We start from the raw sequence: 11175 nt of genomic DNA, 5'->3' as shown, positions 1-11175 counted from the left end.
CATAAATGAAGGTACATGGCGATAACAAGCCGGAGAAAATCACGGCGAACAGCTTGCCAAACAAGCCCGGACGGGCGTGGGTGCGTATCTGCTTGAACGCCCGGCAAGACGAGCGCGGCTGGGTGTATGACGAGTATGTCACCGAGGTTGCAGATGGTTCGGACTTGCAGGCGCGTGTGAATGAGCAGAACGACGCACTGCTTTTACAGGCCGTCGGCGAGGAATACGGCACACCGCTGACCTCAGTTGATGATCTGCGTGAGCAGCGTATCGCAGACAGCAAGACTGACCTCGCTGCATGGCTGTCCGAAAATCCGCTGACATGGACGGATGGTAAGAAGTATGCTGTAACGTCGGAAAAGCAGGCACAGCTTACCTCTGCACTGGCGGTACAGCAGGTTGCAGAGTCTGCCGGAGTGGAACGTGAGCTGCGATGGAACTCTACCGGCGATGAGTGTACGGTCTGGCAGTATGCTGACCTGTGTGCGCTGGCACTGGCGATTGCAGCCTATGTCGAGCCGCGCGTAAGCATCCAGCAGGCGGCGGAAGTCGATCTCCGCAATGCTGTGACGGCAGAGGAGGTCTTGAGTGTTGCGTGGAATTACGCCTAAGTCTGTGCTTGAGCACCTGCTGTTCGCGGTAATCGGTGGTGTGATGTACATGCTGATCGAGATCGCATGGCGCGGATACACGCACTGGTCGATGGGTGTACTCGGCGGCGTATGCTTTGTGGCAGTTGGCCTGCTGAATGAGATCCAGCAGCGACCGCCGATCATCTTGCAGATGGCACAGGGTGCTGTGATCTGCACCGTACTGGAGCTGCTGGCTGGTCTGGTGCTGAACGTCTGGCTTGGTCTTGACGTGTGGGACTACTCTGGCGTGCCCGGTAACATCATGGGGCAGGTGTGCCCGCAGTTTATGTTTGCATGGGCGGCACTGTCGGCGGTGGCCGTCTGGGTTGAGGACCGATTACACAAGATCTTTGACTAATCGACAAAAATAGCTGGAATTTTTACACTTGCGATAGGGCAATCGCCCAGAAAGGACAACATTATGCATCCCAGCAACATCTACATCAAGCACTGGCGCAGCGTACAGTACGAATATAATCGCATTATCGCGTAAGAAAGTAGGTAAAACCATGGATAAAGTAAACGATTTTAAGCTGGCCGTGACGGCAGTTGTCGCGCTGCTGACCTCACTCTGGGGCTGGTTCGGCTGGCTTGTAGTGCTGTTTGTGGGCTGCATGGCGGTGGATTATCTCACCGGCACCGCAGCAGCAATGCACCGCGGCGAGTGGTCGAGCAAGTCGGCACGAGACGGCATCTTTCACAAGATCGGCTCAGTTATTGTAGTAATGGTGGCCGGTGCGGCTGATCTGCTCATCGGCGCCATGCTCGGGCACCTGCCGGGCGTCGTACTGCCGTTTGAGTATACGACACTGCTGTGCCCGTTGGTGGTCGTGTGGTACACGCTCACGGAGTTGGGCTCGATCGTCGAAAACGCAGTCAACCTGGGCGCACCCGTGCCGCAGTGGCTCCAGAAGATGCTGTCCGCAGCAAAGGACGCAGTGGATAAGTTAGGGGAGGAGAACGATTGATGAACATTCCGTTTGTGCCGGCTGATTCGAGCAACTTCTATTCGGGACGTGGCGGCAATTCGATCAAGTACATCGTCATGCACTATACCGCCAACGACGGCGATACCGACGAGGGCAACGCGCACTATTTTCAGGGCGCAGGCCGACGGGCAAGTGCACACTATTTTGGCGATGAGGACAGCGTTACGCAGTCCGTCCGCGACAACGATGCAGCATGGCATTGTGGCGGCGATCTCGAGAGCGCGCATCACCCGTTACGCGGCATTTGTATGAACCGTAATTCGTTGGGTGTGGAAATGTGCAGCGACATCGTAGGTGGCAAGTACACCATCACGCCGCAGACGGTAGACCGTGCCGTCGAGTTGGTCAAGTATCTTATGGCGAAGTACGGCATTGACGTAGATCACGTCGTGCGGCACTATGATGTCACCGGCAAGCTGTGCCCCGAGCCGTGGGTACGCGATGAAAGTCTGTGGCGTAAGTTCAAGGCACGGCTGACCGCGCCGGTTGAACCCGAACCGAAGAAGGAGGACGACGAAGTGGTAGAGAAGAAAAAGGTCCTGCTCAATGGCAAGACCTACGAGTGTGACATCATCAACAAGGATGAAATCAACTATATCAAGATGAGATCGCTCCAGCAGGCAGGCTTTACGATCGACTTTGATGCGGTCCGCAAAGTGCCGTCGATTACCGCGCCGCAGTGCCGCACGTTCATTCCGGACGGTACCGCAGAGGTGCAGGACGCCATCGACACCGTGCAGGAAGTTGCGGGGCTGGAGGAGCAGACCATCGAGTACCTGCTCCGCTATCAGTGGGGCGAGGATTTGGTCAAGAAGTTGGCAAAGGCGATGAAGTAAGGAGAAACCCCTCAGTGTTCGGTTTGGACACTGAGGGGTCTTTTCATATGTAAGGCTAAGCATATATGCGATGCTTATGAATCTGTCGAACGATTTTTCTGCATATACGGATCGATAGGGTGCAGATCTATTTTATGAGCATAATACCGTTTGGTAAATTCGTCAGGGTTGCCATACAGACGAATTAAGTTGATTATCTTCTGTTCGTAATCGGCCTAATTATAATAATAAATATGAGTCCGGACAGCGGTATTTAGAATCATCAGCAGGACATCTTTGTCGGTGATGTCCATGGAATGCCCAAAGATGTCCACTTCGATTTCCTTGTCGGCGGCAAACCAATCATAGACTTCGCGCCCGGTTCGTTTTTGGATCCGCTGAAAATATTTCTTGAAGTAGATCGTGTCCAGATTTTCTGGGTCCTGATCTTCTGTGCCAAGGACAATATTTTGAGGGGTGCCGGACGTAGAGCATCGCCCGTGGATGAAGTGTTCGCGCAACGGCGTGTTTACACCGATACCATTATCCAAGGTTTCGGCGGTATCGTAGTATGTATTGGTATAGTTGAATGACAGAAAGTAATCATATTCCTGTTGATAGATGAAATTGGGGAACTGCGTGTTTGGAGAATAATTTTGGGGCTGGTACACCTCGGAAGGTATACACTCAGATATAGGTCGATATATTCAATCAGTTCATTGAGATATTTTTGCAGTTCGGACCATTGCTTGAATGTTTGACCACTTTTCAGCGGCCGAGAAAAAGTCTGAAAGCAGGAGTTGATATTGGCGTTAAAGGGGGAACCGGAGCGACCAAGAGAAAAGTAATTAACGATTTCTCGGATATCAGTTTCGAAATCTGTCCAGTTGCTCCCTGATTTGCTTTGAGTAAAATATTTGATAAACGGGTTGAAGTAAAAACGGTCGATATCTTCAGCGGATAACCACTTCGATGCGCTTTTAGGGAGGGTAAACTGTTTCTGCAACTCAGTTATCATATCTTTGTATCTTGTAGGCAAACCATGAGCAAGGTCGAAACCATTACCAACAACAAGCATGCGTGACATTATATTTCACCGTCCAATCTTTGATAACTATATTGTAATTGGGACTAAAAGATTGTGCAACAATAAGATACACGCCCCTTCGGAAATATCGCTGTTTCAGCTCGCGCGGGAGACCGTTTTCCGTTCCCTTAAATTTTCCCTTAAACGGACTGTTTTCCCTCGTTCAGCAGCACTTCACCGCCACTTTCAGGAAAATCGAAATCGTGGATTTATCCAAACTTATCAGAGCGAAAACATCAGTATAAACAAAAAGAACGCACCGTTTTCGGTACGTTCTTCGCTTTGGTGGAAGGTGGTGGATTCGAACCACCGAAGTCATAGACGACAGATTTACAGTCTGTTCCCTTTGGCCACTCGGGAAACCTTCCATATTCGATTACCAGCTTGATTGGAGCTGGTGGACGGACTTGAACCCCCGACCTGCTGATTACAAATCAGCTGCTCTACCAACTGAGCTACACCAGCGTTTTTGTCAAGCCGTCTGTCTCAGCGACTTATATATAATAGCATGCAGAGAGCAAATTGTCAACAGCTTTTTGCAAAGTTATCGAAAATAATTGTAAAGCCCTGTAAACCGCTATCGGAAAAGGGCGGACACACCGATCCGCCCCTGCGTACGGATTAAACGAACACATTTTGCACCAGCACCATGTAAAGCACCGTGCCGACGCCGATGGACAGCAGGTTATTATGCTTCCAGATGTGCAGCAGCGCCGTGATGGCAATGCACAGCAGTTCGGGAATACCATGCGTACCCGTCACCCAGCCGACGTTCTTGAGGCAGTACACGACCAGCAGCGCGATGACTGCGGGCGGCAGGGTAGAGCCGAGGTATCGGATGATCGGCGGGATGGGCTTGGAGCCGTTGAACAGCAGGAACGGCGCGACGCGCGTTGCAAATGTGCAGACGGCTGCCACGGCAATCATGGCGATAGCATAAACAGTTGTCATAATCAGGCGACCTCCTTTGCCAGACGGCCGCGCATAGCGACCAGCATGACGCAGATTGCGAGCATGGCGGGCAGAATGAAATTGTCCGGCCCGAGGATGGCGAGCGACACAGCTGCCGCAGCCAGTCCCATCAGTGCGGGAATGTGGCACTTGGTGCTCTGCCACTGCTCCACGAAGATAACCGTGAACAGCGAGGTCATGGCAAAATCAATGCCGGTGGTGTCAAACGGCAGTATGCCGCCGATGATCGTGCCGAGCACGCCGCCGAGGATCCAGTAGCTATGATCCAGAATGGCGATCCAGAAGCGCATATCGCCTGCATCAATGCCCTCGGGCGTCTTGACCGAGCATAGCAGGGAATAGGTCTCATCGGTCAGCGAGAAGATCATGTACCACTTGCGGCGGCCCATCGCATGAAAAGTCTCCAAAAAGGACAGACCGTAGAAGATATGCCGGCAGTTGAGCAGCAGTGTCATCACAGCAACGGTAACAAGGGATGCCTTGGCTGCCAGAAGCGACACAAGCAGATACTGTCCCGAGCCTGCGTAGATGGTCAGGCTGCAGAAGAAGGACCAGATCGATCCGAAGCCGATATCGCGCAGCATAACACCGAATGCAAAACCGATGAACAGATAGCCGCACAGTACGGGTATCGTGGCGGTAAAGGCAGGACGAAACGCCTTTTTCATGGAAATCACCTACATACTATAAGGGTAAAAGAAAAGCGCTCTGCGAACAGAGCGCTTTGGCATTTCAACGTAAACGCACAGATCGTTAAAATCAGATAGCGCGGGTAACCTTGCCGGAACGGAGGCACCGAGTACATACGTTGATATGGCGGGGAGTACCATCGACCATAGCCTTTACGCGACGAACGTTCGGCTTCCAGGTTCGATTGGAACGACGGTGAGAGTGGGAAACCTGAATACCAAAGGTCACACCCTTATTGCAAATATCGCACTTTGCCATTTTCCTGCACCTCCTTCTTTCGGGCATTGCATAGCAGATATTATATTACCACATGTATAGAATGAATGCAAGCATTTTTTTCAGAAAAAGAGAAAATTTCAAGTTTTCCTGCGGTCCGTGCGGAAATCGTTGAAAATAACAGGAAAATAGGGTATAATACATCTATATCTACTTTATGTATTATACTATGTATTATACAGTAATAAAACAGCAGAGTAAAGAGGATATAGAATACCTGCCACAGCGGAAGGGAGCATTATACTTATGCAGTTAAAAGAATTCGGTGTCAGCTTGGGCGATCTGATCCATGAATTTAATTTTGAGGTCGTTTACGGTCCGGAGGGCTTTGAAAAGACCGAGATCACCAAGGACGACGTAAACCGTCCCGGTTTGCAGCTGGCAGGATTTTTTGATTATTTCGATCCGAACCGTATCCAGATCATGGGCAAGGTTGAGTCCAGTTATGTAGAGGGTCTGTCGAGCGAGGAGCGCCGCAGCCGTTTCGACCGTCTGTTCGAGACCGGCATCCCTGTGCTGCTGCTCTCGCGCAACATTGACGTATTTCCGGAGTGCCTTGCGGCTGCACAGGAGCACGGTGTGCCGATCCTCCGTACCAACGAGTTTACCTCTACCATCATGAGTGCGATCATCGCCTCCCTCAAGGTCAATCTTGCACCGCGTGTTACACTGCACGGCGTACTCATCGAAATCTACGGCGAAGGTGTGCTTCTGCTCGGTGACTCCGGTGTCGGCAAGTCCGAGACTGCGATCGAGCTGGTAAAGCGCGGCCACCGTCTGATCGCGGACGACGCGGTTGAGATCAAGCGCGTATCCGACAAGACGCTCGTCGGTACGGCGCCGGAGGTTATCCGCCACTTTATCGAGCTGCGCGGCATTGGCATCGTTGATGTTCGCCGTATCTTCGGTGTCGGCGCGATTAAGATGACCGAAAAGGTTGAGCTTGTCATCAACCTCGAGCCGTGGGAGGACGGCAAGCAGTACGACCGTCTCGGCATGGACAGCCAGACGACCTCCATCCTCGATATCGCGGTTCCGAGCCTGACCATTCCGGTAAAGCCCGGCCGTAACCTTGCCGTTATCATCGAGGTTGCAGCGATGAATGACCGTCAGAAGAAGATGGGCTTCAACGCCGCGAAGGAGCTGCAGGAGCGTATGCTCAAGCAGTACGGCAACTGATAAAAGGTAAGGCAATACAATTCAGACGGTATTGCCTTGAAAATTTAATAAAAGGTGGGGATCTTTATGAAAAAAACAGCGGTATTGGTATGTATGGCGTCCGTTCTTCTTTCGGGATGCAGCGGTGCCGGTGGGGAAAAGGTGTCGCAGACGGCGGATTCCTGCGCGCAGGCGGTTGCGTCCGAGCTGGCAAAGACCGACTGGACGGCAGTCAGCACCGATATAAACAGCGATGACGCTGCGTATGTGATGGCGCATAGGGACACGGTTGCGCTCGACAGGTTGATCGCGTTTACACTTACAGCCGATGGCGGGCCGAGTGAGGGCGCGTGCGAGGAGCTGCGGAGCCGTTTTCTGGAATCGCCGCACACTGTTCTGGCGTATCTGGTGCTGATGGGGGATCAGACGGTATCGTCGGACGACAGCACACCGGTGGCAGAGTTCATCTGCGGGCAGATTGCCTCGGCGGATGCCGCATGGCATGACGGCTCGGAGGAGTTTGCACAGGTAATGGAATCGTGCAAAGCCGACTATCCGGAAGGACCGGCGGCGGAGCTGCTGAGCAAAATGGAGACGGCGCACGAAGCCTCTCTGGAACGAAATAAATAAGGGATGCAGGCAAAAGCGTGACTTTGACGGTCATGTCTTTTGCCTGCGTTTTCTTTTAGGGAAAACGACTAAACAGAGCGGATGTTTTTTGTTGCACTCACCGAAAGAAAACCGGGAACAAAACCACTTCCGGACCGTCTAACTGGGTATAAAAAGGAGGTAGTTATTATGATGGAGAAAAAACGAATGGCGGCATTGCTTGCAGCGGTGCTGTTCGGCATGAGCGCGATTCCCGCCGGAGCAGTGAACCTGATCGACACGGACGCGGCAGCGACCGACTCCGCCGAGCACGCGGAGCTTGACCTGTACGGCGTGCGCGCCACAATAACCGACAGGCAGGACGGCGAGCTGACCGTCAGCACCGAAACCGCAGGCACAGTTGTGGTGCACATTGCGGAGCAGACGATCATCATGGACACGCAGACCGGTCTGCCGGCAGGCGCACAGGATATCAAAAAGGGTGACGAGGTGTACCTCTACTGCGGGGAAATGATGGCGCTGTCCGAGCCGCCGCAGGTGTATGCCAAGGTGATTCTGGTCAATCTGACCGACGAACACGAGCCTGCAAGCCTGCTGTCCGCCGAGCAGGTGAAGAGAAATGCGGACGGCAGTCTGACCGTGCAGGCAAGCGACGGCGGTCTGACGCTGAACATTGCACGGAATGCGTCTGTTACGCCGTTCGGCACGAAAAACAAGGCAAAACTTGAGGATATCCGCATGGGAACCCGGTTTTTGCATGGTATGATACGATTCTGGAATCCTATCCGGCACAGGCGGGCACGGACAAGGTTGTGCTGCTGCCTTCTGAGGACGATACGTTCGCCATCGTCATTGAGGGCGATATGGTCGCTGGCGAAGGCCGCATGACAAACGGCGTGGCCATGGTTCCGCTGCGCCTGACCGCCGAGCTGTGCGGCTTTACGGTCAAGTGGAATGCGAAGGACCGCACGGTACACCTCACCAACGGCACGGTGCAGACGACCGTGACAATTGGTCGAGACAAATACTTCCACGCGACCGCAATGCCGGACGCGGACGGCATGAGCCGCCCGGGAGCGCTCGGCGCCGCACCCTATATCACGCAGAGCAGAACGTGGGTTCCGGCGGAGCTGTTCGGCTTGCTCGGTGAGCAGCTTGAGATGCGCGGGGACGCGCTGTATCTCGGCGGGGTGCCGAATGCTTTCACCGGAGAAGCCGATGAGACGAATGCGTTTAACATCGTGTGCAAGGACAAGACGCTCGACAAAGGGCGCATGGAAAACGGCGTGGCTATGGTGCCGCTCCGTGAGGTCGGCGAAGCCTCGGCTACACCGTGACGTGGGACATAGAGAACCGTCAGGCGAAGATGAACAACGGCAAGGTTATGACGCATATAAACATCGGTGAGGATTCCTATATCCGTTCGGTGATGAACGGCGATGGCACGGAAGCACCGGTTTCGTTCGGCGCGGCGCCGTATTTCGCTGATGGCAAGACGTGGGTTCCGGCAAAGCTGTTTGAACTGCTCGGAGAACAGGTTGAAATGAAGGGGAATACGCTGTATCTCGGTGGAACGGAGAACTAAATACGAGAAAGGATGACCGCCATGAAACGAAAGTGGAAAGCCTGCCTGTGCATAGCCGCGTTCCTGCTGGCCGTGCTGCCGGTCTCCGCAAGTGCGGATTCGGGTCCGAAACCGCAGATCACCATTCAGGTGCAGAATGCGCCGGACGGCGATTACTACGTTGACCTGCTCATTCCGGGCGAGGTACCCGAGCAATGCATCGACAATATCGAGTGGAATCATATCGACCGCGCGTCTCTGCCGCTGGATGCGCTGGAGCGCGACCGCATGGACGGCTGGCACTATGCCATGCTGGACGGCACACAACCGCCTCTGTTTTACAAGCATCCGGACAAGGACACGTTTGTGTTCAGCTATTTCGGCACGCCGGACACGTTTCGGATTGCGGTTTATGATGATTCTCAGCAGAAAGTAAACTTTTCTGAGGTGATGAAGCGCACACAGCTGCAGCAGGTATTCACCTGTGACTTTGCGGATAATACGGTAAAAACCGGAAATCCGCTGCTGACATATCTCAAACAGTTTGCGTCCTCGCTGCTGCCGACGCTGCTAATAGAGGGAATCCTACTGCTGCCGTTCGGCTTCTGGGACAGGCGCAACGCAAAGCTGTTCCTCGGCGTCAACATCGGCACACAGCTGCTGCTCACGGTCGTAACGGCGGCCTGCATGTGGATTGGCATGCCGTTCTACCGGTATCTGGTATTTGCGCCGCTTGAGCTTGTGATTTGGATTGTCGAGGCCGTTGTTTACCGCAAACGGCTGCAAACCCGGCGGGAAACGGCTCATCCAATCGCTTACGCGCTGTGCGCCAACGCACTGAGCGCAGCCGCAACTTTGTTCAGCGTGCACATGGTATTTCCGTGGGTTTGAGTGAAAAGAACCTGTCAATCGACAGGTTCTTTGCAGGCTGTCGCGAAACTACAGTTTCGCCGACAAGCAGGAACGGACCGTAGGCCGTTCCAAAGTCGTCCAAAAGTTCCCATACGGAAACTTTTTCCCTCTTAAGGTATAAAAACCGAGATACACGCTCCCGGTTTTATGAATTTGCAAAGCAAATTCTATTTAACGCGCGCTGCCGCGCGATATGATAAAATTGGTTCAATACCAACTTTTTTGACAAACTGAAAAGAACCTGTCAATCGACAGGTTCTTTTGCGTATTTCGGCATTTTGTGGTATGCTATACGGAGCAAAGGAGGCGAGCGGCCGTGTCAGCCAAAGCATACTATCATCTGCCCGGATTGTTTGAATTTTACGAGTTTTACCGCGCATTCCTGCCGTTATACCGCGCAAATCGTGACTGGTTTTATGACTGGTGTGAGATTGGGTCCATTTACGGCGCACCGGCGGACTGCCTTTGGGGAGGGGGACGAGCGGGTTTCGGTGAGTGCGGCGCACGCGAAGCGCTGGCTCTGGCACAGGAGTACGGCGTTTCTGCGCGGCTGACATTCAGCAATTCGCTTCTGCGCGAGGAACACCTGTCCGACCGCAAATGCAATGCACTCTGCGAGCTGTTTTCGCAGGCAAACGGCGTGCAGAACGGCGTAATCGTGCATTCCGAGCTGCTGACCGACTACCTGCGGACGCGGTATCCGGCGCTGTACCTCGTGTCGTCTACGACCAAGGTGTTGACCGATTTTGAAGATTTTCGGCACGAGCTGGACAGGGAAGAATTTCGGTATGTCGTGCCGGATTTTCGATTGAATAAACGGTTTGAGGAATTAAACGCCTTGTCGCAGGTGCACAAAGATAAGGTGGAATTTTTGTGCAATGAGTGCTGCTGGTTCGGGTGCAGTGACCGTAAGCAATGCTACGAGGTTGTCAGCCGCAAAAATCTCGGTGAGGACTGTGAGCACCGGTGTAAAGCACCGGATGCACAGAGCGGCTATCGGTTCTCCAAGGCGATGGAAAATCTGGGGTTCATCGGCGTTGATGCTGTTCTGCGGACGTATCTGCCAATGGGATTTTCGCAGTTCAAGATCGAGGGCAGAGGACTGGGAAGCGCGCTGATCCTCGAGTTTTTGCTGTATTATATGACAAAACCGGCGTATCAGCTGCGCGTGAGAGAAGAAATCTATCTGGATAATATGTTAGACCTGTTTTAACGCATAAGAAAAGAACCTGCCGTAAGACAGGTTCTTTCAGTCTGTCAAAAAAGCATTATTTTAATTTTTACGCTTCGTGCGGCAGCACGCATAAAATAGAATTTGCGGAGCAAATTCATAAAAAGTCAGGGCGTGTACCTGACTTTTTATACAAGGGACGAAAAATTGTGCCCGTAGGGCGCGGCTTTTCGTCAAGATTCGATTGAAAGCGTGGTTTCAATCGAGAGGCTGCTCGAAAAACGGAGTTTTTCGACAGCT

15 protein-coding genes, 2 tRNA genes and 1 pseudogene are annotated in these 11175 nt (G+C 53.0%); 11 read left to right on the top strand and 7 right to left on the bottom strand.

All coding sequences use genetic code 11. The annotated features are described in order from the left end of the window. Positions 1–5: 5 nt before the first annotated feature. The 4 genes from DXB00_RS10450 to DXB00_RS10435 all read left to right on the top strand — a co-directional run bounded on the left by DXB00_RS10450 (position 6) and on the right by DXB00_RS10435 (position 2457). On the top strand, positions 6–611 hold the full coding sequence (locus tag DXB00_RS10450) for a hypothetical protein (RefSeq protein ID WP_118729279.1): 606 nt from the start codon (positions 6–8) through the stop codon (positions 609–611). After that, positions 589–990: a putative ABC transporter permease gene (locus DXB00_RS10445; protein ID WP_147358072.1), complete on the top strand. Its 402-nt coding sequence runs from the start codon at positions 589–591 to the stop codon at positions 988–990. Before DXB00_RS10450 ends, DXB00_RS10445 begins: the two co-directional genes overlap by 23 nt. Before the next feature lie 151 nt (positions 991–1141). Then, a complete protein-coding gene (locus tag DXB00_RS10440; protein ID WP_119214875.1) occupies positions 1142–1600 on the top strand; it encodes a phage holin family protein in 459 nt (152 codons plus the stop codon). Beyond that, positions 1600–2457, top strand: coding sequence for a peptidoglycan recognition protein family protein (locus DXB00_RS10435; protein WP_119214874.1), 858 nt, complete (start codon positions 1600–1602; stop codon positions 2455–2457). Before DXB00_RS10440 ends, DXB00_RS10435 begins: the two co-directional genes overlap by 1 nt. A gap of 215 nt (positions 2458–2672) precedes the next feature. On the opposite strand, the gene DXB00_RS17745 is transcribed toward DXB00_RS10435, so the two are convergent. From DXB00_RS17745 to rpmB, 7 genes and pseudogenes are all read right to left on the bottom strand, one after another. Continuing rightward, complete coding sequence (locus tag DXB00_RS17745; RefSeq protein WP_158581303.1) at positions 2673–3107, bottom strand: AbiH family protein; 435 nt, start codon at positions 3105–3107, stop codon at positions 2673–2675. A gap of 62 nt (positions 3108–3169) precedes the next feature. After that, a pseudogene (locus tag DXB00_RS18235) lies at positions 3170–3514 on the bottom strand (AbiH family protein); the annotation flags it as partial. 292 nt (positions 3515–3806) lie between these two features. Further along, positions 3807–3891: transfer RNA gene (locus DXB00_RS10420), tRNA-Tyr, on the bottom strand. Between the two features lie 21 nt (positions 3892–3912). Then, positions 3913–3988: transfer RNA gene (locus DXB00_RS10415), tRNA-Thr, on the bottom strand. Positions 3989–4144: 156 nt separating this feature from the next. Further along, a complete protein-coding gene (locus tag DXB00_RS10410; protein ID WP_110436522.1) occupies positions 4145–4474 on the bottom strand; it encodes a branched-chain amino acid transporter permease in 330 nt (109 codons plus the stop codon). A 2-nt stretch (positions 4475–4476) separates the two neighbouring features. Beyond that, positions 4477–5163 carry an AzlC family ABC transporter permease gene (locus DXB00_RS10405; protein ID WP_119214872.1) on the bottom strand — a complete coding sequence of 229 codons (687 nt, stop codon included), beginning with the start codon at positions 5161–5163 and terminating at the stop codon, positions 4477–4479. A gap of 91 nt (positions 5164–5254) precedes the next feature. After that, a complete protein-coding gene (rpmB, locus tag DXB00_RS10400) occupies positions 5255–5443 on the bottom strand; it encodes a 50S ribosomal protein L28 (protein WP_110436524.1) in 189 nt (62 codons plus the stop codon). Between the two features lie 264 nt (positions 5444–5707). Between rpmB and hprK the strand changes: the two genes are divergently transcribed. The 7 genes from hprK to DXB00_RS10365 all read left to right on the top strand — a co-directional run bounded on the left by hprK (position 5708) and on the right by DXB00_RS10365 (position 10917). Then, entirely contained in the window at positions 5708–6640 is a 933-nt protein-coding gene (hprK, locus tag DXB00_RS10395) for an HPr(Ser) kinase/phosphatase (RefSeq protein WP_117492289.1), read from the top strand. A gap of 66 nt (positions 6641–6706) precedes the next feature. Continuing rightward, positions 6707–7249 carry a hypothetical protein gene (locus DXB00_RS10390; protein ID WP_117751844.1) on the top strand — a complete coding sequence of 181 codons (543 nt, stop codon included), beginning with the start codon at positions 6707–6709 and terminating at the stop codon, positions 7247–7249. 168 nt (positions 7250–7417) lie between these two features. After that, a complete protein-coding gene (locus DXB00_RS10385; RefSeq protein WP_119214871.1) occupies positions 7418–8116 on the top strand; it encodes a hypothetical protein in 699 nt (232 codons plus the stop codon). Next, complete coding sequence (locus DXB00_RS10380; RefSeq protein WP_147359208.1) at positions 8041–8565, top strand: copper amine oxidase N-terminal domain-containing protein; 525 nt, start codon at positions 8041–8043, stop codon at positions 8563–8565. The genes DXB00_RS10385 and DXB00_RS10380 overlap by 76 nt, the downstream gene beginning before the upstream one ends. Further along, the gene (locus DXB00_RS10375) at positions 8562–8813 is read left to right on the top strand and encodes a stalk domain-containing protein (protein WP_117492295.1); all 252 of its coding nucleotides are present in this window, start codon (positions 8562–8564) and stop codon (positions 8811–8813) included. The genes DXB00_RS10380 and DXB00_RS10375 overlap by 4 nt, the downstream gene beginning before the upstream one ends. A 21-nt stretch (positions 8814–8834) precedes the next feature. Then, the gene (locus DXB00_RS10370) at positions 8835–9683 is read left to right on the top strand and encodes a hypothetical protein (RefSeq protein WP_118730429.1); all 849 of its coding nucleotides are present in this window, start codon (positions 8835–8837) and stop codon (positions 9681–9683) included. Between the two features lie 337 nt (positions 9684–10020). Continuing rightward, the gene (locus DXB00_RS10365; protein WP_118730430.1) at positions 10021–10917 is read left to right on the top strand and encodes a hypothetical protein; all 897 of its coding nucleotides are present in this window, start codon (positions 10021–10023) and stop codon (positions 10915–10917) included. Positions 10918–11175 lie beyond the last annotated feature (258 nt).

It is taken from the genome of Butyricicoccus sp. OF10-2, from assembly GCF_003481925.1.
GTDB classification, from domain to species: Bacteria; Bacillota; Clostridia; order Oscillospirales; family Butyricicoccaceae; genus Agathobaculum; species Agathobaculum butyriciproducens.
The sequence above is the reverse complement of the archived record's forward strand: the minus strand, read 5'-3'. Positions and strand labels throughout refer to the sequence as shown.